The sequence below is a fragment of the Mycobacterium sp. IS-836 genome (genome assembly GCF_001954275.1).
Classification (GTDB): domain Bacteria; phylum Actinomycetota; class Actinomycetes; order Mycobacteriales; family Mycobacteriaceae; genus Mycobacterium.
In genome coordinates this window covers 1-21,983 of the sequence record NZ_MBEU01000066.1, presented here as the reverse complement: position 1 = coordinate 21,983, position 21,983 = coordinate 1, and the positions used below count along the sequence as shown (strand labels likewise).

General features: G+C 67.2%; 27 protein-coding genes, 2 pseudogenes and 1 riboswitch. Of the genes and pseudogenes, 12 read left to right on the top strand and 17 right to left on the bottom strand.

The features are described from left to right. The 4 genes from A5747_RS18055 to A5747_RS18040 are packed head-to-tail and all read right to left on the bottom strand — an operon-like array spanning position 1 to position 2,714. The gene (locus A5747_RS18055) at positions 1–1,140 is read right to left on the bottom strand and encodes a glutamate--cysteine ligase (protein ID WP_369805132.1); all 1,140 of its coding nucleotides are present in this window, start codon (positions 1,138–1,140) and stop codon (positions 1–3) included. After that, a complete protein-coding gene (locus A5747_RS18050) occupies positions 1,121–1,825 on the bottom strand; it encodes a superoxide dismutase family protein (RefSeq protein ID WP_076126714.1) in 705 nt (234 codons plus the stop codon). Before A5747_RS18050 ends, A5747_RS18055 begins: the two co-directional genes overlap by 20 nt. Positions 1,826–1,872: 47 nt before the next feature. Continuing rightward, on the bottom strand, positions 1,873–2,352 hold the full coding sequence (locus A5747_RS18045; protein WP_076126712.1) for a LytR C-terminal domain-containing protein: 480 nt from the start codon (positions 2,350–2,352) through the stop codon (positions 1,873–1,875). Between the two features lie 53 nt (positions 2,353–2,405). Next, positions 2,406–2,714: a DUF3263 domain-containing protein gene (locus A5747_RS18040; protein WP_046185798.1), complete on the bottom strand. Its 309-nt coding sequence runs from the start codon at positions 2,712–2,714 to the stop codon at positions 2,406–2,408. 195 nt (positions 2,715–2,909) lie between these two features. Between A5747_RS18040 and A5747_RS18035 the strand changes: the two genes are divergently transcribed. From A5747_RS18035 to A5747_RS18020, 4 genes are all read left to right on the top strand, one after another. After that, on the top strand, positions 2,910–3,503 hold the full coding sequence (locus A5747_RS18035) for a peptide deformylase (RefSeq protein ID WP_076126710.1): 594 nt from the start codon (positions 2,910–2,912) through the stop codon (positions 3,501–3,503). Then, positions 3,503–4,288, top strand: a complete 786-nt coding sequence (locus tag A5747_RS18030; RefSeq protein ID WP_076126708.1) for a GNAT family N-acetyltransferase — start codon at positions 3,503–3,505, stop codon at positions 4,286–4,288. Before A5747_RS18035 ends, A5747_RS18030 begins: the two co-directional genes overlap by 1 nt. Positions 4,289–4,359: 71 nt before the next feature. Next, the gene (locus tag A5747_RS18025; protein WP_076126856.1) at positions 4,360–5,160 is read left to right on the top strand and encodes an exodeoxyribonuclease III; all 801 of its coding nucleotides are present in this window, start codon (positions 4,360–4,362) and stop codon (positions 5,158–5,160) included. A gap of 83 nt (positions 5,161–5,243) precedes the next feature. Next, a complete protein-coding gene (locus tag A5747_RS18020; protein ID WP_076126706.1) occupies positions 5,244–5,684 on the top strand; it encodes a hypothetical protein in 441 nt (146 codons plus the stop codon). Positions 5,685–5,701: 17 nt separating this feature from the next. Here the strand turns inward: A5747_RS18020 and A5747_RS18015 are convergent, their stop codons facing one another. After that, on the bottom strand, positions 5,702–5,896 hold the full coding sequence (locus A5747_RS18015; protein ID WP_076126704.1) for an Rv1535 domain-containing protein: 195 nt from the start codon (positions 5,894–5,896) through the stop codon (positions 5,702–5,704). Positions 5,897–5,959: 63 nt separating this feature from the next. Between A5747_RS18015 and A5747_RS18010 the strand changes: the two genes are divergently transcribed. Then, positions 5,960–6,235, top strand: a complete 276-nt coding sequence (locus A5747_RS18010) for a hypothetical protein (RefSeq protein ID WP_139329437.1) — start codon at positions 5,960–5,962, stop codon at positions 6,233–6,235. 10 nt (positions 6,236–6,245) lie between these two features. On the opposite strand, the gene A5747_RS18005 is transcribed toward A5747_RS18010, so the two are convergent. Next, on the bottom strand, positions 6,246–6,914 hold the full coding sequence (locus A5747_RS18005) for a PAS and ANTAR domain-containing protein (protein WP_076126702.1): 669 nt from the start codon (positions 6,912–6,914) through the stop codon (positions 6,246–6,248). 101 nt (positions 6,915–7,015) lie between these two features. Continuing rightward, positions 7,016–7,125: riboswitch (TPP riboswitch) on the top strand. Between A5747_RS18005 and thiC the strand changes: the two genes are divergently transcribed. From thiC to A5747_RS17990, 3 genes are all read left to right on the top strand, one after another. Then, positions 7,117–8,745 carry a phosphomethylpyrimidine synthase ThiC gene (thiC, locus tag A5747_RS18000; protein WP_076126700.1) on the top strand — a complete coding sequence of 543 codons (1,629 nt, stop codon included), beginning with the start codon at positions 7,117–7,119 and terminating at the stop codon, positions 8,743–8,745. It overlaps the preceding riboswitch by 9 nt. After that, positions 8,742–9,569, top strand: a complete 828-nt coding sequence (thiD, locus tag A5747_RS17995; RefSeq protein ID WP_076126698.1) for a bifunctional hydroxymethylpyrimidine kinase/phosphomethylpyrimidine kinase — start codon at positions 8,742–8,744, stop codon at positions 9,567–9,569. The genes thiC and thiD overlap by 4 nt, the downstream gene beginning before the upstream one ends. Further along, the gene (locus A5747_RS17990; RefSeq protein ID WP_076126696.1) at positions 9,566–10,183 is read left to right on the top strand and encodes an alpha/beta family hydrolase; all 618 of its coding nucleotides are present in this window, start codon (positions 9,566–9,568) and stop codon (positions 10,181–10,183) included. Before thiD ends, A5747_RS17990 begins: the two co-directional genes overlap by 4 nt. Here A5747_RS17990 and A5747_RS17985 read toward each other — a convergent pair whose 3' ends face one another. Then, positions 10,184–10,969, bottom strand: coding sequence for an oxidoreductase (locus A5747_RS17985; RefSeq protein ID WP_076126694.1), 786 nt, complete (start codon positions 10,967–10,969; stop codon positions 10,184–10,186). It abuts the gene before it with no gap. 296 nt (positions 10,970–11,265) lie between these two features. Here A5747_RS17985 and A5747_RS17980 point away from each other — a divergent pair, with 296 nt between their 5' ends. Beyond that, entirely contained in the window at positions 11,266–12,141 is an 876-nt protein-coding gene (locus tag A5747_RS17980) for an LLM class F420-dependent oxidoreductase (RefSeq protein ID WP_076126692.1), read from the top strand. On the opposite strand, the gene A5747_RS25515 is transcribed toward A5747_RS17980, so the two are convergent. From A5747_RS25515 to A5747_RS17950, 6 genes are all read right to left on the bottom strand, one after another. Continuing rightward, a complete protein-coding gene (locus A5747_RS25515; protein WP_369805131.1) occupies positions 12,108–12,482 on the bottom strand; it encodes a DUF4190 domain-containing protein in 375 nt (124 codons plus the stop codon). The genes A5747_RS17980 and A5747_RS25515 overlap by 34 nt on opposite strands. 10 nt (positions 12,483–12,492) lie before the next feature. Further along, positions 12,493–13,989: a peptidase gene (locus A5747_RS17970; RefSeq protein WP_076126853.1), complete on the bottom strand. Its 1,497-nt coding sequence runs from the start codon at positions 13,987–13,989 to the stop codon at positions 12,493–12,495. A gap of 125 nt (positions 13,990–14,114) precedes the next feature. Next, positions 14,115–15,581 (bottom strand): M28 family peptidase, encoded by a 1,467-nt coding sequence (locus A5747_RS17965; protein WP_076126851.1) that lies wholly within the window; start codon positions 15,579–15,581, stop codon positions 14,115–14,117. Positions 15,582–15,589: 8 nt separating this feature from the next. After that, positions 15,590–17,089, bottom strand: coding sequence for a M28 family metallopeptidase (locus A5747_RS17960; RefSeq protein ID WP_076126688.1), 1,500 nt, complete (start codon positions 17,087–17,089; stop codon positions 15,590–15,592). 39 nt (positions 17,090–17,128) lie between these two features. Continuing rightward, complete coding sequence (locus tag A5747_RS17955) at positions 17,129–17,506, bottom strand: DUF2752 domain-containing protein (protein ID WP_076126686.1); 378 nt, start codon at positions 17,504–17,506, stop codon at positions 17,129–17,131. 61 nt (positions 17,507–17,567) lie between these two features. After that, complete coding sequence (locus tag A5747_RS17950) at positions 17,568–17,906, bottom strand: CD225/dispanin family protein (protein ID WP_076062675.1); 339 nt, start codon at positions 17,904–17,906, stop codon at positions 17,568–17,570. Positions 17,907–18,305: 399 nt separating this feature from the next. On the opposite strand from A5747_RS17950, the gene A5747_RS17945 reads away from it, so the two are divergent. Both A5747_RS17945 and A5747_RS17940 read left to right on the top strand, forming a co-directional pair. Beyond that, entirely contained in the window at positions 18,306–18,806 is a 501-nt protein-coding gene (locus tag A5747_RS17945) for a serine/threonine protein kinase (RefSeq protein WP_076126684.1), read from the top strand. Positions 18,807–18,892: 86 nt separating this feature from the next. Further along, positions 18,893–19,411 (top strand): hypothetical protein, encoded by a 519-nt coding sequence (locus A5747_RS17940; protein WP_076126681.1) that lies wholly within the window; start codon positions 18,893–18,895, stop codon positions 19,409–19,411. 3 nt (positions 19,412–19,414) lie between these two features. Here the strand turns inward: A5747_RS17940 and A5747_RS17935 are convergent, their stop codons facing one another. The 4 genes and pseudogenes from A5747_RS17935 to A5747_RS17920 all read right to left on the bottom strand — a co-directional run. Further along, entirely contained in the window at positions 19,415–20,179 is a 765-nt protein-coding gene (locus tag A5747_RS17935; RefSeq protein ID WP_076126679.1) for an SGNH/GDSL hydrolase family protein, read from the bottom strand. After that, positions 20,176–20,934 carry a thiazole synthase gene (locus A5747_RS17930; protein ID WP_076126676.1) on the bottom strand — a complete coding sequence of 253 codons (759 nt, stop codon included), beginning with the start codon at positions 20,932–20,934 and terminating at the stop codon, positions 20,176–20,178. The genes A5747_RS17935 and A5747_RS17930 overlap by 4 nt, the downstream gene beginning before the upstream one ends. Further along, on the bottom strand, positions 20,927–21,124 hold the full coding sequence (gene thiS, locus A5747_RS17925; protein WP_076126674.1) for a sulfur carrier protein ThiS: 198 nt from the start codon (positions 21,122–21,124) through the stop codon (positions 20,927–20,929). Before thiS ends, A5747_RS17930 begins: the two co-directional genes overlap by 8 nt. Further along, a pseudogene (locus A5747_RS17920) lies at positions 21,121–21,771 on the bottom strand (FAD-dependent oxidoreductase); the annotation flags it as partial. The pseudogene A5747_RS17920 and the gene thiS, both read right to left, overlap by 4 nt. Between A5747_RS17920 and A5747_RS17915 the strand changes: the two are divergent. Then, positions 21,763–21,983: pseudogene (locus tag A5747_RS17915) on the top strand (glycine oxidase ThiO); the annotation flags it as partial. The pseudogenes A5747_RS17920 and A5747_RS17915 overlap by 9 nt on opposite strands.

Here is a 21,983-nt window from a genome sequence, read left to right as displayed (position 1 = left end):
TCAGCTGTCCAGCTCGCTCACGAGCGCGTCGACAACGGCGCGCAGATCGCCGTCATGCTCTTCGGCGACCCGCCGTTGCCGCTGGTACGAAGCGCCGACTCGCGGGATGTCGGCCACCGCCGCCAATTCGTCAGCGCAGTGCAGTGACTTCGCGACGGGCTCGAGCCGGTTCAACACGTCGAGCAGATCCTCGGTGACCAGGCGCTCGTTGCTGTCCGCGTCCTGGATGATGATCGCGTCCAGGCCGTAGCGGGCGGCTCGCCACTTGTTCTCCTGCACATGCCAGGGCGGCATGGTCGGCAACGACTCGTCGGCGTCCAGCCGGCGGTCCAGGTCGACAATCAGGCAGTGTGTCAACGCCACCAGCGCGCCCAGCTCGCGCAGGTTGGACACGCCGTCGCAGACGCGCACCTCGAGGGTGCCCAGGTGCGGCGAAGGCCTGATGTCCCAACGGACTTCGTCCATGTGGTCGATGATGCCGGTCTTCTTCTGGTCGTAGACGAAGCCCTCGAACTCCGCCCACGTCTGGAACTGAAACGGCAGCCCGGCGGTGGGCAACTGCTGAAACATCATCGCGCGATTGCTGGCGTATCCGGTGTCCTCGCCACCCCACCACGGTGAGGAGGCGGACAACGCGAGCAGGTGCGGGTAGTACTTCAGCAGCGACGACATGATCGGCATCACCTTGTGCGCCGACGAGATTCCGACGTGCACGTGCACACCCCAGATCAGCATCTGCCGGCCCCACCACTGGGTGCGCTTGATCAGCTCGGCATAGCGGGGCGCATCGGTGAGCTTCTGGGTGGACCAGCGCGCGAACGGGTGGGTGCCCGCGCAGAACAGCTCCATGCCGCGGTCGCGGACGATCCGGCGGGCCGGCCCCAGCGTTTCGCGCAGGTCCTCGATCGCCTGTCCGGTGCAATCGCAGATACCGCTGACGACCTCGACGGTGTTGCGCAGCAATTCCTTGTGCACGCGCGGGTTTTCGCCGATCTCGGCGATGACGGCGGTGGCCTCGTTGCTCAAGTCGCGGGTCTGCGCGTCGACGAGCGCGAACTCCCACTCGACGCCGATGGTCGGCCGCGGTGAGCGCTTGAAATCGATGCGAGCGCGGGTCTTGTTAGCCGGCACCGATGACACCGCAGGCTACCCGCTTGCCGGCGTCGCCGGTGCTCATCGTCGTCGCGTCGGGCCCCGGCGTGCCGTTGGTCTGGTTGTAGCGATCGCGTGGGATGTTGCCGAAGTTGTCGGCGCCGGCATGAATGATGATCGCGGTCTTCTCGCCGTTCAACAGGTCTTCCATCGTGAACGCGTCGGTGGTCGTCATCAGCGTCCCCGAACCGTCCTTGCGAACTTGCAGCGACGTCAGGTCACCGCTGGCCGGCTCGGCCGCGTGGCCGGGCACCTGGAAGTGCCCGCCGGCGGACAAGAAGTCGCCGGGCGCGCCGCCGGTGGGTGCGACCGAATTGGGTTCGCACTTGCCCACCTTGTGGATGTGCACTCCGTGGAATCCTGGCGTGAGCTGACCCGGACCGGTCGTCGCGATCGTGATGGTGGCATACCCATTGGCGAACTCAAGCGTCGCGGTGGCCACCTGGGCACCGTCCGGAGCCTTGAGATGGGTGATCATGCGCTGCGATGCGGACGCCGCGCCAGCGCCCGCCGGCGCCCCCTCCTCGCCCGAGCCTCCCGACGGCGCGGGCGATCCGGTCCAGACCGCCGGCGGGGTACCCGGGGTCGTCGATGCGTGTTGGGGCGACGAGCACGCACCTACCAACGCGATCGCGAATATGGCGGCGGCAGCGACATTGCGGTGCTTAGGCATAGCGGAAGCCTAGCCCGCCGACCTCCGAATTTGCAGCGATGCGAACGTCAGCCCGTCACCAACACGATGACCCCGGGCGGTTGGTTGGCGAGTGCGGGGATGCGCGGTTGGACGGGTGCGCTCAGCTTCTGGCCGACGGCATCGGCGGTGGCGTGCTCGTCGTCGGCATCGGTGTAGTACACCGTGGTGGCCGCGACATCGGGGATCGACAGGTTCCCAACCTCGGTGACCTTGAAGCCGGCACCCGTGAGCTGGTCCTTGGTGTGCGCGGCGACGCCCTCCCTGGACGAGATGTTGTACACGCGCACCTCGGCCTGGTTCGCCGGGGGCTTACCGGTCGTCGAGGCCGTCGTCGAGGTCGTGCTGCTGGTCACGCTGGACACCTGCGACGCCGAGTCGTCCTCGGAGTTTCCCGAGCTACCCAGGGCCTGCCAGCCCAGCAGCAGGAAAATGACGCCGAGGAACAGCAGCACCATCACCATGGCCCGCAGGGGAAGCCCCGTCGAGTCGGGGACGCGCTCTTTCATCGCAGCCCACTGTAGCTAGAACCGGGCCGGAACCTGCAAAGGCGCGTCAGGTGTCAGGTGACCTCGAAGCCCAGGCGCCGCGCCGCGCGGGCCTTCTGGCGGCTGGCGCGCAGCCGTCGCAATCGCTTCACGAGCATCGGGTCGGCGGCCAGCGCCTCGGGCCGGTCCACCAGCGCGTTGAGCACCTGGTAGTAGCGCGTCGCCGACATCGAGAACAGCTCTTTGATCGCTTCTTCCTTGACCCCGGCAAATTTCCACCACTGGCGTTCGAATGCGAGGATGTCGTGTTCGCGGCGCGTCAGCCCATCGGCGATTTCAGAGTCGTCCCCCGATCGATTTGCCCGCGCCATGGCGCTGTCCATATCGCTTCCCCTGGACCCTTCTCGGCGATTCTCAAACTGTGCGAATGACTTGACTTACATAGGGGCATGTTTCGGCGAATATTGAACCACGCCGCGAACCCTCAATCCGTAATCCAGACCCGCGAGTCGGCGGATTGGCCAAGATTGCCCGGCTGTCCCCCAAGCCGTTGTCCACCCCGCCTAAGCTAGCCGACCATGGCAGTCGTACCCATTCGCATCGTGGGAGATCCGGTCTTGCACGCCCCGACGACACCGGTGGCGGTGGCCGCCGATGGTTCGCTGCCGGCGGATCTGGCCGGCTTGATCTCCGACATGTACGACACCATGGACGCCGCCCACGGGGTGGGGCTGGCCGCCAACCAGATCGGCTACGGACTGCGGCTGTTCGTCTACGACTGCGCCGAGGACCGCGGAATGACGGATCGACGCCGGGGTGTGGTCGTCAATCCCGTCCTGGAAACCTCCGAAATCCCCGAGACCATGCCCGATCCGGGGGACGACGACGAAGGGTGTTTGTCGGTTCCCGGCGAGTCGTTCCCCACCGGCCGCGCGAAGTGGGCGCGGGTCACCGGACTCGACGCCGACGGTAGCCCGGTAGTCATCGAGGGCACCGGCCTGTTCGCGCGCATGCTGCAGCACGAGACCGGGCACCTGGACGGCTTTCTCTATCTGGACCGGCTCATCGGCCGGCACGCCCGCGCCGCCAAGCGCGCGGTGAAGTCGCACGGCTGGGGCGTTCCGGGTTTGTCGTGGTTGCCCGGCGAGGGGCCGGACCCGTTCGGCCACTGATGGTCTCGTGGCCCGAGTTGGGAACGCGGGTGACGGTTCGCTACCGACGCCCCGCCGGTTCGGTCCCGCCACTCACCGATGCGGTGGGGCGTCTGCTGGCGGTCGATCCGGTGGTGCGGGTCCGGACAAAAACCGGCGCCGTCGTGGAGTGCTCGCCCGCCGACGTGGTGGCGCTGCGGGTGCTGACCGACGCGCCGGTGCGCGCGTCGGCGATCCGGGCACTCGAGCACGCCGCCGCCGCGGCCTGCCCCGCGGTCGAACACACTTGGCTGGACGGCTGGCTGCTGCGGGCCGGAGACGATACCACCCTGTGCGCCAATTCCGCTGTGCCCCTGGATATTTCGGCCCACACCGCGACCATCCCCGCGATCGTCGACTGGTACGACCGGCGCGGCCTGACACCCTGGCTAGCCTTCCCCGACCGGTTGCTGCGGCCGCCGCCCGGCCTCGCGGCCGCACACACCGAGCGAGTCTCGGTGTGCGACTTGTCGAGCGTCACGCCAGCGTCACAGCCGGACCCGAGCGTCATACAACGGGAGCGCTGGCGAGCCGCTGTGACCAACGCACCCGACGGCACCCGGTGGCTGTTCCTTTCCGTGGCGGGTGAACCGGCACGCCAAGCGGGCGAGGCGCTGTTGGCCTGGGGTGCGAGTCGCGGCGCAACCCGCGGTTGCGTGCAAGTCGGCGACGACGACACCGACGGCATCGCACTCGCCGATGCGCTCGGCTTCCGGCTGCACCACCGCCGGCGCTACATGCAGGGCCGAAGAATCGATACGGTCTAGCCATGCCCGACGGCGTGCTTGATGGCGGCGACCCGCTGCGCCCGGCTTCGCCGCAATTGCGATCGCCGCGGCTGCGGCTCGCCACCTGGAACGTGAATTCGATCCGCACCCGCTTGGACCGCGTCGTCGACTGGCTTGCTCGCGCCGACGTCGACGTGCTGGCCATGCAGGAGACCAAATGCGCCGATGGTCAATTCCCCGCCCTGCCGTTCTTCGAACTCGGCTACGAGGTCGCACACGTCGGCTTCAACCAATGGAACGGTGTGGCCATCGCGTCCCGAGTCGGTCTGGACGATATGCAGATCGGCTTCGACGGCCAGCCCAGCTGGAGTAGCAAGCCCGAGGTGGCCGCAGCGGCGGAAGCCCGCGCCCTCGGTGCCACCTGCGGTGGTGTACGGGTGTGGAGCCTGTACGTGCCGAACGGACGCGCCCTGGGCGATCCGCACTACGCCTACAAGCTGGATTGGCTTGCCGCCCTCCGTGATACGGCCGCCGGCTGGCTGCACGACGATCCCACCGCGCAGATCGCGCTGGTCGGAGACTGGAACATCGCCCCGACGGACGAGGACGTATGGAGCACCGAATTCTATGTCGGCTCCACACACGTGTCCGAGCCGGAGCGGCGCGCGTTCAACGCCATTGTCCACGCGCAATTCACCGACGTGGTAAGGCCTTTCACGCCCGGCCCCGGGGTCTACACCTACTGGGACTACACCCAGTTGCGGTTCCCGAAGAACCGGGGCATGCGCATCGACTTCATCCTCGCGTCGCCGGCGCTGGCCGCCCGCGTGACCGATGCGCAGATCGTCCGCGAGGAGCGCAAGGGCAAGGCGCCGAGCGATCACGCGCCCGTGCTGATCGACATTCGCTGAGGCGAATCCGTGCGACCATTCGCTCGCGTTGAAATAGTCCAGAGCCGGCGTACGCTTGCGATATCTAAAGCCAGGGAGTCGCTATGGGTGTCGTTGGCGGAACAGTCCGCAGCGTAGGCAAAACGGTGAATCGTGCGGCAGCGGCCACCACGGCGACCGCTGGAGCGGTGGGCGGCGCGGCGGTGAACGGGATCGTCGGCGGCGTAACCGGGGCCGCGGAAGGCATTAGGCGCGGAATCAATTCGGGCAGTCATTCGACCCCCGCGGCCGCGCTGGCCATCGGTGCGCTCGGTGTCGCCGGCCTGGTCGAGTGGCCGGTGCTGCTGGCGGTCGGTGGCGGCGCGCTGCTGCTGCAGCGGCTGAACCGCAAACCGGAGACGCAGCCAACGGCCGCGAAAGCGACCCTCAAGCCGGTTCCGACGGAGCCGCCGCCGCAAAAGGCCCAGAAAGCCGCCGCCAAGCGGCCGGCCAAGAAGACGACGGGCCGCCGCGCGGGCACCGCGCAATTGCGCAGCACCAACTGAATGTGTGAGTACCGGGCTCAGCCGACCGCTCGGCTGTGCCCCGCCCGGCCCGCGGGCGCGGGCTCAGGGGCGCGGCGAGTCATCCGGTCGGTCTCCACAATCTCCACGACGCCCACCCGCCAGAGCAGCGCATATAGCTGCCGCACGGGCACGGTCAGCACAGAAGCTACCGTCGAAGTCATCGGATCGGCCAGGACGTCGGTCGTCGACATATCTCCGACGTTGACCACCCGACCCGGCTCAACGGGAAATGCTTAGTTACGGAAAGGCAAATGATGGCCGAAAAGAAAGCTCGCAGAGGGACCTCGCAGAGCGAGGCGGTGCAGAAAATCCGCGAAGGCGAGACCTTCGCCGTGAATCTTCCGGTTTTTGGTCAGCTGGAGATTCCGCGGCCCGAGCAGATGGCGTACTACGGGGGTCTGGCCGCGCTGGCCGCGTTCGAACTCATCGACTGGCCGGTGGCCATGGTCATCGCCGCCGGACACCTCTTGGCAAGCAACCACCACAACAAGGTCCTCGAGGAGCTCGGCGAGGCGATGGAAGAGGCCTAGCCGCGCCCCGTCACCGGCTGGATTCGGCGGGCACGCGCTCGTGCACGGTCAGCAGCACGTGGTCGAACTGGCTTTGCACGGTCGGCGACGGCGGCGGCAGGCTGACGACTTCGCTGACGAGTTGTTTGGCCAGCACACGCAGCTTGACGTTGGTCTCCTGCGACCGCCACTGCAGCACCCGAAAGGCCTGATCCGCGCTGACCCGGTAGACGGCTATCAGGACGCCCTTGGCCTGCTCGATGGCCGCGCGGTTCTCGAACAAGTCCGGCAGCGCCTCGTCGAGCACCTCCTGGCGGGTCTCCGAGCGCGCTTCACCGAATGTCTCGGTGAGGTCGATGTAGTAGCCCGCGGTGCCCACCACCGCTCCCGATTCGTCCAGGATGCGGTCGGCCACGACGATCGCATCGTGCTCACCGCCGGCGGTGTCGATGAAGCGGTGACGGCTGGAGAACGACTCTCCCGACTGCACCGCGTAGTCGAGCAGATCGCGGACGTGTTCACGGTCATCAGGATGCTTGTGCGACAGCAGTAGCTCAGTGGTCGGCACCACCGACCCGGGTTCGTAACCGTGCATCCGCGCGACCTCGTCGGACCATTCCCAGCGCTCGCCGGCGAACCAAAAGCGGAAGCTGCCGACGCTCAAGTGTCCCGAGGCGGCGCGCTCGGCATCGCCGGTCATTGGCGTGGGCTGTGGCACGTCTCCATCATTCCACCGGCCGGATTCGACGGCGAGAGTCGCCCGGTACGGGGTTGGGGGTAACGTCGCGTGCGGACGATCAAACACAAGGACGCGGGAGCGCACGCCGAGTGCGCTGAGAGGACGGCTGGGGCCGTCGACCGTACGAACCTGACCGGGTAATGCCGGCGTAGGGAGATGACAAATGACCGCAACTGTCGAACCGTCCGTGACCACGGGACCCATCGCGGGCAGTAGCAAGGCCTATCGCGAAATTGCGACGCCGGGCACCGGCGCGGGTCTCAAGGTTCCGTTCCGGCGGGTGCACCTGTCCACCGGCGACCACTTCGACCTCTACGACACTTCCGGTCCATACACGGATCCGGACGCGATGATCGACTTGGCGGCCGGGCTGCCGGCGCGGCCAGGCGTGGTCCGCGACCGCGGGACCCAGCTGCAGCGCGCCCGCGCCGGCGAGATCACCGCCGAGATGGCGTTCATCGCCGCGCGCGAGGACGTGGCGGCCGAGCTGGTGCGCGACGAGGTCGCCCGCGGCCGCGCGGTGATCCCGGCCAACCACAATCACCCCGAGTGCGAGCCGATGATCATCGGCAAGGCATTCGCGGTCAAGGTCAATGCGAACATCGGCAACTCGGCGGTGACGTCGTCGATCGCCGAAGAGGTCGACAAGATGGTGTGGGCCACCCGCTGGGGCGCCGACACCATCATGGACCTGTCCACCGGCAAGAACATCCACGAAACCCGCGAGTGGATCCTGCGCAATTCGCCGGTGCCGGTCGGCACGGTGCCGATCTACCAGGCGCTGGAAAAGGTCAAGGGCGATCCGACCGAGCTGACGTGGGAGATCTACCGCGACACCGTGATCGAACAGTGCGAGCAGGGTGTCGACTACATGACCGTGCACGCCGGCGTGCTGCTGCGCTACGTGCCGTTGACCGCTAAGCGCGTCACCGGCATCGTGTCCCGCGGCGGATCGATCATGGCGGCGTGGTGCCTGGCACATCACCGGGAGTCGTTCCTTTACACCAACTTTGAAGAGCTCTGCGACATCTTCGCGCGCTACGACGTCACCTTCTCGCTCGGTGACGGGCTGCGTCCCGGCTCGATCGCCGACGCCAACGACGCCGCGCAGTTCGCCGAGCTGCGCACCCTGGGCGAGCTGACCAAGATCGCGAAAGCCCATGGCGCACAGGTGATGATCGAGGGCCCCGGACACATCCCGATGCACAAGATCGTCGAGAACGTGCGGCTCGAGGAGGAGCTGTGCGAGGAGGCGCCGTTCTACACGCTGGGCCCGCTGGCCACCGACATCGCACCCGCCTACGACCACATCACCTCGGCGATCGGCGCGGCCATCATCGCGCAGGCCGGCACCGCGATGCTGTGCTACGTGACCCCGAAGGAACACCTGGGATTGCCTGACCGCAAGGACGTCAAGGACGGGGTGATCGCCTACAAGATCGCCGCGCACTCGGCGGACCTGGCCAAGGGCCACCCGCGCGCCCAGGAGCGCGACGACGCCCTGTCGACGGCACGCTTCGAGTTCCGCTGGAACGATCAATTCGCACTGTCGTTGGACCCCGACACCGCACGGGAATTCCACGACGAGACGCTGCCCGCCGAACCGGCCAAGACGGCGCACTTCTGCTCGATGTGCGGGCCGAAGTTCTGCTCGATGCGCATCACACAGGACGTGCGCGACTACGCCGCCGCGCACGGGCTCGACAGCGAGGAAGCCATCGAGGCCGCAATGGCCGAGAAGTCGGTCGAGTTCGCCGAGCACGGCAATCGGGTGTATCTACCTATAACGTGACGTACCTGCCGCTGCCCGGGCCGGGCGAAACGCCGCTGCGGGTGCTGGCCATCGCCGGGTCGGACTCCGGCGGCGGCGCCGGTATGCAGGCGGATGTGCGCACCTGCACGCTGCTCGGGGTTCATGCGCTGTGTGCGGTGAGCGCGGTGACGGTGCAGAACTCGGTGGGCGTCAGGGGTTTTCACAAGGTCCCCGGCAACGTCATCACCGCCCAGATCGAGGTGGTCTGTCACGACATCGGTTTGCAGGCGGCCAAGACCGGCATGCTGGCGTCGGGCGAAATTATCGAAGCGGTCGCCGCGGCCTGGCGCGACCACGGCGGCGACGCACCGCTGGTAGTCGACCCGGTGTGCGCGTCGATGCACGGCGACCCGCTGCTGGACACGAGCGCACTGGATTCGCTTCGTACCGAACTGTTTCCGCTGGCGTGCTTGGTGACGCCGAACCTGCACGAGGTGCGATTGCTGGTCGATATCGACGTCGTCGACCCTGAGTCGCAGCGGGAGGCCGCCCGCGCGCTGCACGCCTTGGGACCCAAGTGGGCGTTGGTCAAGGGCGGGCACCTGCAGGGTTCGGCGAGCAGCACGGACCTCTTGTTCGACGGCACCGACTTTTACGAGTTCGACTCACCGCGGGTGGACACCATTCATGACCACGGCGCCGGGGACACCTTGGCCGCGGCGACGGCCTGCGCGCTGGCGCACGGGTTCACGGTGCCGGACGCGGTGTCGTTCGCGAAGGGGTGGGTGACCGAATGCCTGCGCGCCTCCTATCCGCTGGGCCACGGACACGGGCCGGTCTCGCCGCTCTTCCGGTTGTCATGAACCTCGACCAGATCGCGGGCGTCGCGCACCAGCCGGCAGGCCCGGCCGCCGGGGTGGTCGTGCTGACCCACGGCGCGGGAGGTAGCCGGGAATCCACATTGCTGCAACAGGTTTGCGACGAATGGGCGAGACGCGGCTGGCTCGCGGTGCGGTACAACCTGCCCTACCGCCGGCGCCGGCCGACCGGGCCGCCGTCCGGCTCGGCGGCGGCCGACCGCGCGGGAATCGTGGAGGCGATCACGGTGTGCCGCGGCCTCGCCGACGGTCCCCTGATCGCCGGCGGGCATTCCTATGGTGGCCGGCAGACGTCGATGGTGGTCGCCGCCAACGAAGCACCAGTGGACGTGCTGACGCTGTTCTCCTATCCCGTGCATCCGCCCGGCAAGCCGGAGCGGCCCCGCACCGAACACCTGCCGGACATCACGGTGCCGACGGTGTTCACCCACGGCACGTCGGATCCCTTCGGCTCCCCCGACGAGGTTCGCGACGCCGCGGCGCTGGTCGCCGCATCGGTCGAGGTCGTCGAAATCGCTGGCGCCCGACACGATTTGCGTTCGACGAAGCTCGATGTACCTGCGCTCGCGGTGGACGCGGCGCTGCGCCTGCTGCGCTGATCACAGCGTGGTGACGTAGCCGCCGTCGATGCGATAGTCGGATCCGGTGATGTTCCCGGCGCGGTCGCTGGCAAGGAACAAGACGAGGTCCGCGACTTGCTCGGGGGTGGTGAAAAGGCCCGTCGGAGTATTCTCGATGATCGCCGCCCGGACTTCCCCGGGCGTGCGGCCGTCGGCGGCGGCATACTGAGCGGCCAACCTGCCCTCGTCGGTCCAGATCTCCGTCAGCACCGCCCCGGGGCTGACCAAGTTGACTCGGATGTCCTTCGGCGCCAACTCTTTTGACAACGCTTTCGAAAAACTGGCGAGGGCGGCTTTGGCGGCGCAATAGTCATAGCTTTCGGGATTGGCAAGGTAGGCGTTGATCGAGCCGATGATGACGATAGAGCCGCGGCCGCGCCTTTCGATTTGGGGTAGCGCGGCGCGGACGGATCGCACGGCGGCCATTACGTTGAGTTCCCACGTCGCTTGCCATTGGTCGTCGGTGATGCCGGCCAGCCCGCCCGCACGGACCTTCGAACCGCCGACGTTGTTGACCAGAATGTCGATCCCGCCGCGCTCGGCCGCCACGGCGACCAGCTCTTCGGCGGCGCCGGCGTGGGAGAGGTCGACGGGCACGAACGACGCCTGCCCCGTCTCTTCGAGCGCCGGCAGTCCCTTGCCGGGCGTCCGTGACCCGGCCACCACGTGCACCCCCGCATCCACGAGGGCTTTCGTGATCGCGAAACCGATGCCTTTGCTGGCGCCGGTGACCACTGCGGTCTTCCCCGATAGGTGCAGATCCATATCCGTCCTTCCCGCGTCTGCGGCGCGCACGACGCTAGAGGCTACGCCGCACTGGGCGCGGACTTCGTCAAGCGCGATCCTGGCGCGCCACCGGTTACTTCAGTTTGGAAGCCGCACGGCTGCGACGGCGGTTGAGCGACGTCGCGGCTGGCGGGGATCTGACTCCGTCACAGACGGCGGTGCTCACCCACCTCTGTAAAGAGGGGCGTCGTCGGCCAGCGTATTGGCAAGCGCAGAATGGGTACGCCCCCAGTCGATGGCACCCGAGCGGCGCATACGAGAGGATAGATTTGGCAATGGAATTGGGAGTGCACTTCATCGATTTTCTGCCAGGCGACCCGGCGAAGCTGGGCCCGACGCTTGCCGACGCGGCCAGAGCCGCCGAGGAAGGCGGGGCAACGCTATTCACGCTGGCCGACCACTTCTTCCAGATGGAAGCCCTTGGGGCCGCGCAGGATCCTTTCTTAGAGGGCTATACGTCCCTGGGCTTCCTGGCCGGACAAACGACGACGATCGACCTGGCCCTGCTGGTCACCGGGGTGACGTATCGCTATCCCGGGGTGCTGGCCAAAGCGGTCACGACGCTTGACGTGTTGTCCCAAGGCCGATCGATCCTGGGCCTGGGCGCGGCATGGTACGACCGCGAACATGTCGCCCTCGGTATTCCATATCCGGCGCTGAGCACACGCTTCGAGATGCTGGAGGAGACGCTGCAGATATGCCGGCAGATGTGGAGCGATGATGACGGCCCGTACAACGGCAGGCACTATCAGCTGGCCGAGACAATCTGTGCGCCGCAACCGATTCGACGTCCCCCCATCCTGATCGGCGGCGACGGCGAGAAGAAGACGCTACGCCTGGTCGCGCAGTACGCCGATATCTGGAACAGCATGGCGACCGATGTCGACGAGCTGAAGCACAAGGTCGATGTGCTGAACCGCCACTGCGACGCGGTGGGCCGTGATCCCGGCGAAATCCGCAAGACGGCCGGCGGCCTCGCGACCATGGACCCGTTCGATGACACCGACGCGCACCTGAAGACTGTGGAACGCTTTTCCGCGCAGGGCATCGAGATGATCAACGTCGGTCCCCTGCCGGGAAACCCGGACCCCGTCGGGTTCATCCGCCGGTATGTCGATCAGGTGATGCCAAAGCTCGCCGGGATAGGTTGAGCCGCAACGACTATCACTGTCGTCGGCGCGCTGGAATGCGTGTGTGACGCGCCGCCGAACACGGCCCCGAGGATCCCCGCGAATATCACCAGCGCGGTCACGATGCCGCCGATAACAATTCCGGCAATCGCCAAACCGCGCCCGCCCTGGCCGCTCTGCCTGATCTGGCCCAGCGCCAAAACGCCGAGGATGATGCCCAGAATGCCGCCGATGATGCATAGCCAACCGAACAAGGAACACACCAAGGAGGCGATGGCCAACCCGTTGGTACCGACGGCCGGCGGTGGCGGTTGGTAGCCATAACCACCCGGCGGCGGGTAGCGGGGCGGTGGTTCCGACACGGACGCCTCCTTATCCCGGATAACGCGAGTAGCACGCGTCCATGTTGCCGGTTACGCCGCCGCGGAACGCCGCTATTCGCGTGAAGCCGGCCGGAACGCTGGTACCGTCCGCGTCGCTGGCTACCAGGTGGTTGGTGAGCAGGCCCGCGACGGCTTCGTCGAGGTCGCCGGCGGTCAGCAAAAGCTCCTTCTTGGAAGGCAAGTCGATGGGTTCGGCCATCTTGCGGTGGACTACCCCGGTCAGGCATGCGGTGCGCAGCGCGGTCCACGGGCTTTGCATCGCCAGCTCCCGTTCGTGCTGTACCGCCAGCGCGTATCGCGACATCACGACCGACAGGGCGGTGTCGTCACCCTGCGGCAGCGTGTGTTCGCTCTCGGCGGAGACCTTCCCCATCTTCGCCAGCCCGGGCAGATCGACCACGATGGTGTTGGTGGCCGGACAATACGACGCCGGCGGGCTGGCTTTCGCATCCGGGCAATCGGCCGGCTTGTAGGACAAGGTCGGCGGATTCTTCGGCGAGAAGATCTTCCCCAGCAGCTCCATCAGCGTCGACAGGGTGTCTTCGTTGAGCGTGACCTCGCCGGTTTCCGGGTCCCCGCTGTTATCGACACGCAGGGTCTTGGGGAGGTCGCCGCGGCGCTGCTCGATTTCCTGCTTGTTGATCCCCGCGCAGGCCGAGGCCCCGCTGATGAAGCCCATCTGGAAGGCGCTGATCCGATCCAGGGCCGATCCGTGTTCGTCGTCGTTCTCGGTGTCGGCGTCCATCACCGGATCACGGGTGGTGATGATTCCCGCCAGCACATGGTCGAGTCCGTCGGCGGTGCTCAGCGTGAAGCGCGGCGACTTGCCGTCGGCCACCCAGAACAGATAGACGCCGGCGAAACAGTCGGCCTGCTGCTCGCGAACGATGGTGGGGTCCTTGCGGGTCACCAGTTTCGCCATCTGCTGCAGGGCATGCCCGAACTCGTGGGCCAGCACACCATTGACAGACATGTCGCCGAAATAGCGTTGCGCGACAGGCATGAACACGCCGCGATCCCAGGCGATCAGGTTGCATCTCGACGTGAAAAAGGCGTTGACGAGCTTGTAGGTGTCGTTGTGGCACACGATCGGACTGCTGGGATTGTTGGAGTCGTAGGAGATGAGCTTGCCGACCGGCACGAACGATCCCTGCAGCGATTCGCCGTACACCGACTTCCAGTACTCCTCGATGTCATTGACCGATAGCAACGACAACTTGTCGATCGTGCCGTTGTCGGTGTTGACCACCGTGCCGGTCGGTGCGGGTGCGTTCGGGCGGATCCCGCTGGGACCGTTGGTGGCGGGCAGACCCCCGACCCGGAACGGGTCGTTGAGCATCGACAGGGCTCGTCCCTCGACGAAGGTGCTGCAGCCGGCCACCACGAGTATCGCCGCTGCGCAGGCGATTGCCGCCCGCAGCGATGCCGCCCCCCTGCGTCGGCGACCTCGGGCCGGTCGACGTCGATACCGCGCGTGGTTATCCATGACCAACCCCATCTCGACCGGCCGAATCAAAGGGTCCTTATTGTAAATCCGTCGATCAACGAGCGTGCCACAAATAGGAGCCTCAGCAAACCCCGAATCGGCAATCGCCTGTGGTGGGCCCGGCGCTACGGCAGCCGCGTGCGATGCCGCTTGTCGTGGGACGGGACGCCGTTGACGCCCCCGATTGACATGGCGTAACTGCCGACCGCATACGCCACCCCAGAACCCATGACCGCCAATGCTTCCCGGCTGATGTTGTCGATGGTGTCGCGGGGGGTCTGGAAGTTGGGATCGAAGCCGACACCGGCCTTGCCGCCCCATAGCCGTGCTTGCACAGGGGTTTTCAGCTGTGACGCGCCCGCGCTCAGACCGCCGATCGGCACGCCCGCCACCATGAAGGGGTGGTAGTCGGTGCGGGTGCCCAGCGGCATATCGGCGGGCCGCTTCCCGGCCAGATTCAGGTAGCCGTCCAGCGTGCGCTCGATGCCCGCCGAGCCGTCGGGCACGTCACCGAACGAGACGCCCTGTCCGGGTGGACCGGACTGGTCCCCGTCGTCGGTGAAAAAGCCGGCGTTGAGCGAACCGATCAGGTTGACGTTCAGGTACAGGGCGATGTCGTTGCGTTGCTCGTCATCCAGGCCGAACACGTAGTCCATCACGCCGTTGAGCCCATCCTCGTCGGCGCCCCAGAACACGAACCGCACCGCGTTGTTCACCGGCGCCAGCGGTCCGAGCTGCAGGGCCGTTTCCAGAACGGCGGCAACACCCGAGCCGTTGTCGTTGATGCCCGGGCTGTCACGCGGGCCGTCCAGGTGCGCTCCGACCACGATCACGTCGTTAGTCGAGCCGGTCTTGGTCTGCGCCAGCACATTTCGCGACGTGATCTTGACGTTCTCGGCGTCCAGGACCAGATGCACCGGCGCGGTGCTGCGGGCGAGCGCGCCGGCGGCGTCGGCACCGGCGACGGCGACGGGAACCGTCAGCTCCTTGAAGTAGCCGGGATTGAACAGCGTGGGCGGCGCGCCCTGGCCGCCGGGCGTGCTGAGCACGACCAGCGCGACGGCGCCCTTGGCAATCGCGCTGTTCTGCTTGTCGACCACCGAGCAGCGGGTGTCGTCGACGACGGCGATCGCACCCTGGGGTAGGGCGGCCGGGTAGTCGCCGACCGCGCAGCCCGACGGCGCCGCGGGCCGGACCGGTTGCCCGGTCAGACCGCCGGGCGGTGTCCGGACCAGCAGCGAAGCCTGGTCGACCGGATAGCCACGCCCGGCGACCGTCAGCGCCGGCTTACCCTGGGCAATGGCATACAGCCGGTCGAACTGCGGCGTCGACACCTCGAAACCCTTGCCGCGCAACGCCTTCACCACATACTCCACGCTGGCGTCGTAGCCCGGTGTGCCGTCCGCCCGGTTGCCCTTGTTGGCGTTGGCGATGTCCTGCAGTGCGCGCAGGTGGCCGAACATCCCGTCGACGCTCACCTTTGCGGCCACGCCACGGCCGAGGTCCGGTGCCGCGGCGGGCGGAGCCGGCCGCGGCGGCGAACAGGCGGCGAGCAGCCCGATCACCAGCAGCGCGCCCAGCCGACGGGGCATCGCACGCGTCATGGCTTGGAGAGCACATGGCGCGTGCGGTCCGCCATGGCCGGCACGCCGTTTCGCCCGCCGAGGTCCTGCGCGTACAGCGCCAGCGTGTAGGCAACGCCGCCGCCGTTGATGCCCAGCGAGGTGCGGTCGATGTGGTCGAGGGTGTCGCCCTTCTGGTGGTAGTTGGGATCGAACGGCTCGTTTGCCGTCCCGCCCCACAGCTTGGCCTGCTCGTCGGACTTCTTGTTCTCCGCACCCGAGAACAAGCCGCCCGCGGGGATGCCCGCCAGGGTGAATCCGTCGTAGTCGGAGCGCCCGTCGAACGACGTGTCCTGCGCCGTTTTGCCGGCCGACTTCAGGTAGTCGACAAACGTGCGCTCGATGCCGGCCGAACCCTCGGGCACCACCGGCTGCCCGCGCGCATCCGGCGGCAGCGATTGGTCTCCGTCATAGGTGAAGTAGCCGGGATTCGGCGACGCGAGCATATCGAAATTGAGGTACAGCGCAATGTCTTTGAGCGCGTCGAGGTTGAGTGATTCGACGTAGTTGCGCGATCCGATCAGGCCGAGTTCCTCCGCACCCCAGAAGCCGAACCGCACCGCGTTGTGCACTTGCGGTGAATTGCCCAGCTGCACCGCGGTTTCCAGAACGGCGGCAACTCCCGACCCGTTGTCGTTGATGCCCGGTCCCGCCGGCACGCTGTCCAGGTGCGCGCCCGCCATCACCACGTCGGTGGGCGAACCGGTCTTGGTCTGCGCGATGACGTTGCGAGCCTTGAAACTCTGGCTGCTGGCATTGAGCTTGATCGTCGTGCGCCCCGGCTGGACCCGCAGCTGCACCCCCACGGACTTGCTCACCCCGATTACCGGGATCTTGACGTCGGTGTCCGCCCCCAGGGTTCCGCCCATCTGTTGCTCGTCCACGTTGTCGGCGACGATCATCGCCACGGCGCCGCGCTGCGCCGCGGCGTCCTCCTTCTGGGCAAAGGGGCAGGTGCCGCGGTCCACCAGCACCACGGCGCCATGCACTGCCAGCCCGTCGAAGTCGGAGGCCTTGCAGCCCGCGGCGTCTCCGGTAGGGGCGGCCACCAGCGGGCCGCTCACGCCGTCCGGCGGTGTGGCGGCGCTGTAATCGAGCGCCCGCGCCTCCACGGGCTTGCCGCCGACCGTCACCTCCGGTTTGTCCGCATGGAACACCCGGGCCGAGAACTCCGGCGTCTGCACGTCAAAACCACTGTTACGCAGTGTATTCACCACATAGTCGACGCTGGCCTCGTAGCCTGGGGTGCCCACCGCACGAGTGCCGTTGTTGGCATTGGCGATGTCCTGGAGCTTCGACAGGTGCGCCATCATCGCATCGGTCGTGACCTTGTGTTGCAGGGCACTGGCGAACTTGGCCGCGGCGGGGTCGCCGCTCGGTTGCTCCGAGTTGGCCGTCCGATGGAAGCACCCCGACGCAAAGACGGTGACGGCGACCAAGCCGAGCACCGCCGCGACAGCCCTGGATTTGTGCACCATCGCGCCCAACGTTAGACGCGGGGGGTCAGGAGTTCCAGCTCAGACATACAGCGCGCTGAAGGGCGCAAACGGGATGTTGCGCACCACAAACCAGGCCAGCACCACGACCAGCGTCACCGCCGCGGACCATCGATGGTGCTGCCAGCCCCTAATCCGGCGGCCCGAAACCCGGCCGTAAGTCCACGCCGCGAATGCCCACACCAAGAGCGCTAACGCCACCAGGCCCACGGCGTTAAACCTCGCGGCCGCTAGCAGATTGCCGTGCATCAACGAGTACAGCATCCGCAGGCTGCCGCAGCCGGGGCAGTCGATCCCCAACAGCGCCTTGGTCGGGCATACCGGCAGCGGACCATGCGGGGTCGTCGGGTCGCCCACCCAGATGGCCGCGCACACCAGCGTCGTGCCCGCCGCCACCATTAGTGGCGCACCGACACTCAGCCGGGTCGAACCAGGGCTCACCGTAGAACCAATCGCGGCCTTAGAAAAACATCGTCGTGGCAAGCATCGCCGCGTTCGAGTTGGTGGCCAACCCGCCCGCAATCGCGATGATCGCGTAGATGATGCCCACGACAACACCGATAACGGCCGACCAGATCACGAACTTCTTCGCACTGTCGGCGGCCGCCTGCGCCTCGGCATACTGGCCTTGCGCCCATAATCCGTTGACTTGGCTGGACTTGACGATCGCAACGATCCCCAGCGGAAGGCAGCAGAACAACGTCACCAAAATGGACCACACCAAGTAGTTGTTCGGCGCTTGCCCCGCGGGCGGCTGTTGCGGCGGGTAACCGGGAGGGGGAGGCGGCTGTGCAGTCATCGGGTCTCCAGTCAAGAGAAGTTAGCTGGCGTAAAGCGTGCTTACCATACCTGAGCGGCGCCGTTCGAGCAGCATGTCCGCGAAATTCCCAACTCGGCGATTTTTCGCAAACGCGATGGGAAAAATCGGCGGGTAAACCCTTCATGTCGATCGCGAGCGCATTCGAGTGAAATAGCTTGTCTACTAGGCAATTTGAGCGCGCGTCGGTTTTTGACGCGGCACCGAGGCGCGCCGAGAATGATGCCCAAACAGACAATTTCCAACGGAATGTGTTGCATAGCCACGAGATAGCCTTACGATCCTTTTAGCTGAAGCGCTGTTTTCGGCCGACAACGCACATACACTCCGGGACGTCAGCGCAGCCGCACCGTCGGTCCGGCGACCGTAAGGAGTCATCGAATGTCTCACCTCAGCATCACGTTACGAGCCGCGACGGCGGCAGCACTCGTCAGTAGCTCTGTCTGCCTTGGCACCGCCACCGCCGCAGCAGATCCCACCGACACGCTTGCGGGTCTGCTGTCCAAGGGCTACAACACCAGCAACTGTTCCTCGCAGTCGCCCCCTAGTGGCGTGTCGGCCGTGCTCCAGTGCGGCCAGAACAGCGACCCCAGCGGTCCGGTCTTCGCCAAGTACCTGCTCTTCAACAACGCCAGCGATCTGGCCAGTTCGTTCACCAACAGCATCGGCTCCGACACGTTGACCAATTGCGGGGACGCCAAATCGCCGACCGTGTGGCACCAGGGCAGCTCAACCGACTCGGCCGGGCAAGTTGCGTGCGGCACCTATCAGGGCCAGGCCGAGGTCATCTGGACCACGGACGCCAAGACCGTGATGAGCCTCATCCGCGGATCCAACGGTGACACCGCCGCGCTCTACCAGTGGTGGCGAGCCAACGGCTGAACGGTTGCGCCGCAGCATATTCCGGCGTGGCGACCCGAAACATCCTCGCATTACCCGGTTTTCCCCTCAAACAAAGGAGTTCAGAATTGTCCCCCCTCACCAACACGCTGCGGGCGGCGACGGCCGTAGCGCTCATCGGCGGCTGCGCCATCGCCGGTACTGCCACCGCAACGGCAGCCCCCATCGACACGCTCACTAGCGCGCTGTCGAAGGGCTACACCAGCAGCAACTGCTCGACACAGCAGGTCTCCGACGTGCAGGGCTCGTTTTCCGCCCCGGTGGTAGCGGTGCTGCAATGCGGACAGAACGCCGACTCCAGCGGTCCGATGGGCGGCAAGTATTTCCTGTTTGGCAGCAGCGCCGACACGGCCAGCTCGTTCACCAAACTGATCAGCAGCGACACCCTTGCCAACTGCGGGGACGCCAAGTCGCCGACCACATGGCACCAGGGCAACTCCGACTCGGCCGGACAGGTGGCGTGCGGAACGGATTCGGGTCAGGCCGAGGTGCTTTGGACCGTTGACTCCAAGAACGTGCTGGCGTTCATCCGCGCGTCCAACGGTGACACGGCGGCCCTGTACAAGTGGTGGCAGGCCAACGGCTAAGCGTCACAACCGAGCTGATAGGAGCTCCGCGACCGCACGCATCCCCGCGCCGTTGGGATGCAGCGGGGCCGGCCGGCCCGGCAGTGGCACGCCGTAGCGCGCCGGCAGGGTTGTCCACGGCTCCGCCGACCACGCGTGATGTTGCCGGCTGGCGGCGGCGGCGCTGACGACCTCGCAACCGGTCGCCGCGGCGGCCTCGGCCGTGAGTCGTTCGAGCGTCCCGGCGACGTGCCGGCCGAGGTCGGATTCCGCCGGCGCGAGCGGCGGGGCCGGCGCATCCGCGGGCAGGATCGTCAGATAGTCGACGAAGCAGATCCGGGCGCGGGGCGCGCGCTCGCGCAGCGCGCGCCCGACCGCGCACAACGAATCGAACACCTCGGCCAGGGCCCGATCGCGCGTGTCCCGGTCCAGCAGTTCGGATATGCGCCCACCGACCAGCGGCAGGCGTCGCGCCCAGTAAGGCAGTGCGGCGGCCATCAGCAGCGGGACGTAGCCGACGTCGTTGCCACCGATGGTCACGGTGACCAGGCTCTCCGAACCGTCGAGCGCGGCGATCTGCGGAGGCTGACCGTGTTGGTGGTCGGCCAGCACGTGGGCGGTGGTCGCGCCGGAGAAGGTGACGTCGACCAGGTCCAGTTTCAGCCGTTCGGCGAGCAGATGCGGGTAATTGCGGGCCGACCGGCCCGACCACCGGGGCGCTCCTGCGGCGCGGGGCAGGATGCCGGGACCGGCGGCCATCGAACTGCCGAGAGCCACATAACGTGTCATCGTTCCGGGCTGGATGCCTGCGCCCAGAACCGTTTTGGGATCCGCCCGGCGCGGCGCGCCAGGTAACCGGCGGTGACGGCGCCGGCCATCGCCGCGGCCATCGCGGGCGGGTCGGCGGCCCGGGTTACCGCGGTGGCCAACAGCACGGCGTCGCAACCCAATTCCATCGCCAGCGCGGCATCGCTGGCGGTGCCGATGCCGGCGTCGAGCACCACGGGAACGCCGGCCCGGGCGACTATCATCTCGATGTTGTGCGGGTTGGTGATGCCAAGGCCGGTGCCGATCGGCGAGCCCAGCGGCATCACCGCCGCACAACCGGTGTCCTCCAGCCGGCGAGCCAGCGCCGGGTCGTCGTTGGTGTAGGGCAGCACGACAAACCCGTCGTCGACCAATTGCTCTGCCGCCCGGACCAATTCGACTCCGTCGGGCAGCAGCGTCCGTTCGTCGGCGATCACCTCGAGCTTGATCCAATTGGTGCTCAGCGCCTCGCGGGCCAGTTGCGCGGTGAGCACCGCCTCGGCCGCGCTGCGGCACCCCGCGGTATTGGGCAGCGGGGTGATGCCGAGCCGGTTCAGCAGGTCCAGCAGCCCGGTGCCGCCCTCGGCGTCGACCCGGCGCATGGCGACGGTGGTCAGCTCGGTGCCCGACGCGATCAGCGCCTCTTCCAGTACCGCGAGGTTCGTCGCTCCCCCGGTACCCATGATCAGCCGCGAGGCAAAGCTGCGGTCGGCGATCGTCAGCTTGGAATCAGCCACCCTGCACCGCCGTCACCACCTCGAGTCGCGCACCGTCGAAAAGTGTTGTCGTCCAGCGCGAACGCGGCAGCACGGACAAGTCCATGGCCACCGCGATGCCCCGGTCCGGGAAACCCAGCGACTCCAGCAAGGCCGCGACCGTGGTCCGCTCGTCGACCTCGACCTGTTCGTCGTTGACCGTGACGATCATCGGTGGGCCCCGACCGGAACGAGTTCGGAGACAATCTGTTCGGCGGTCCACGGGGCCAACAGGAACCCCGATCGCCCGTGGCCCGCGGCGACCAGGGTGCGCGCGTCCAAGCGTTGCACGAGGGGCAGATTGTCCGGTGTCATCGGGCGCAATCCGGCGGCGCACTCGGCAAGCTCGTACTCGCCCAGCGCCGGCACCACCGCACACGCGTCGTCGAGGAGGTCGCGCACCCCGGACACCGCCGGGGCGGTGTCGCGGCCATGCTCATACTGGGTGGCGCCGACGACGACGCCGTCCGCGCGCGGCACCAGGTAGACCTGGCGGCCATGCACGCGCGCGCGAATCACCCTGCCCAGCAACGGCATACAGCCCTTTCGCCAACGAAGCCGCAGCACCTCGCCCTTCACCGGGCGCACCGGCAGGCCGGGCCACAGCGCCGGGGCGTCGATGCCGTTGGCAATCACCACGGCGTCACCCTCGAGACCGGCCAGCTCGCGCGCCGGCGGCGCCCACTGCACGCCGAGACGCTCGCAGTCCAGCGACAGCGCGTCAAGCAGGGCCCGGTTGTCCACCGCCAGTTCGGTCGGTGCCCGGAAGCCGTGGCGAATGCCTTGTGCCAGTAGCGGTTCGACGTCGCGGGCGGCTTTACCGACGGGCTGCCACCAGAGGTGATCACCGCACGCGAGTCATTGGTGGTGGCCGTCGACCGGGCCGACGTCGCAGACCTGCGCACCGTCGCCGACTGGCTGTCCGCGCAGGGGCACCCGGTGATCTGGGAGTCGGCCGCCCGCGACGTCGAACCGCTACTGGCACAAGGCATTCGCCACGGCTTCCGGGCACCGACCGAACTGGCGGTGGA

What these genes read in the sequence shown, in the direction of transcription:
- A5747_RS18050 (WP_076126714.1), bottom strand. Translation starts at nt 1,825, where the DNA reads ATGCCTAAGCACCGCAATGTCGCTGCCGCCGCCATATTCGCGATCGCG.
- A5747_RS18045 (WP_076126712.1), bottom strand. Translation starts at nt 2,352, where the DNA reads ATGAAAGAGCGCGTCCCCGACTCGACGGGGCTTCCCCTGCGGGCCATG.
- A5747_RS18040 (WP_046185798.1), bottom strand. Translation starts at nt 2,714, where the DNA reads ATGGACAGCGCCATGGCGCGGGCAAATCGATCGGGGGACGACTCTGAA.
- A5747_RS18035 (WP_076126710.1), top strand. Translation starts at nt 2,910, where the DNA reads ATGGCAGTCGTACCCATTCGCATCGTGGGAGATCCGGTCTTGCACGCC.
- A5747_RS18030 (WP_076126708.1), top strand. Translation starts at nt 3,503, where the DNA reads ATGGTCTCGTGGCCCGAGTTGGGAACGCGGGTGACGGTTCGCTACCGA.
- A5747_RS18020 (WP_076126706.1), top strand. Translation starts at nt 5,244, where the DNA reads ATGGGTGTCGTTGGCGGAACAGTCCGCAGCGTAGGCAAAACGGTGAAT.
- A5747_RS18015 (WP_076126704.1), bottom strand. Translation starts at nt 5,896, where the DNA reads ATGTCGACGACCGACGTCCTGGCCGATCCGATGACTTCGACGGTAGCT.
- A5747_RS18010 (WP_139329437.1), top strand. Translation starts at nt 5,960, where the DNA reads ATGGCCGAAAAGAAAGCTCGCAGAGGGACCTCGCAGAGCGAGGCGGTG.
- A5747_RS18005 (WP_076126702.1), bottom strand. Translation starts at nt 6,914, where the DNA reads ATGACCGGCGATGCCGAGCGCGCCGCCTCGGGACACTTGAGCGTCGGC.
- thiC (WP_076126700.1), top strand. Translation starts at nt 7,117, where the DNA reads ATGACCGCAACTGTCGAACCGTCCGTGACCACGGGACCCATCGCGGGC.
- A5747_RS17990 (WP_076126696.1), top strand. Translation starts at nt 9,566, where the DNA reads ATGAACCTCGACCAGATCGCGGGCGTCGCGCACCAGCCGGCAGGCCCG.
- A5747_RS17985 (WP_076126694.1), bottom strand. Translation starts at nt 10,969, where the DNA reads ATGGATCTGCACCTATCGGGGAAGACCGCAGTGGTCACCGGCGCCAGC.
- A5747_RS17980 (WP_076126692.1), top strand. Translation starts at nt 11,266, where the DNA reads ATGGAATTGGGAGTGCACTTCATCGATTTTCTGCCAGGCGACCCGGCG.
- A5747_RS17970 (WP_076126853.1), bottom strand. Translation starts at nt 13,989, where the DNA reads ATGGATAACCACGCGCGGTATCGACGTCGACCGGCCCGAGGTCGCCGA.
- A5747_RS17965 (WP_076126851.1), bottom strand. Translation starts at nt 15,581, where the DNA reads ATGCCCCGTCGGCTGGGCGCGCTGCTGGTGATCGGGCTGCTCGCCGCC.
- A5747_RS17960 (WP_076126688.1), bottom strand. Translation starts at nt 17,089, where the DNA reads ATGGTGCACAAATCCAGGGCTGTCGCGGCGGTGCTCGGCTTGGTCGCC.
- A5747_RS17955 (WP_076126686.1), bottom strand. Translation starts at nt 17,506, where the DNA reads ATGGTGGCGGCGGGCACGACGCTGGTGTGCGCGGCCATCTGGGTGGGC.
- A5747_RS17950 (WP_076062675.1), bottom strand. Translation starts at nt 17,906, where the DNA reads ATGACTGCACAGCCGCCTCCCCCTCCCGGTTACCCGCCGCAACAGCCG.
- A5747_RS17945 (WP_076126684.1), top strand. Translation starts at nt 18,306, where the DNA reads ATGTCTCACCTCAGCATCACGTTACGAGCCGCGACGGCGGCAGCACTC.
- A5747_RS17935 (WP_076126679.1), bottom strand. Translation starts at nt 20,179, where the DNA reads ATGACACGTTATGTGGCTCTCGGCAGTTCGATGGCCGCCGGTCCCGGC.
- thiS (WP_076126674.1), bottom strand. Translation starts at nt 21,124, where the DNA reads ATGATCGTCACGGTCAACGACGAACAGGTCGAGGTCGACGAGCGGACC.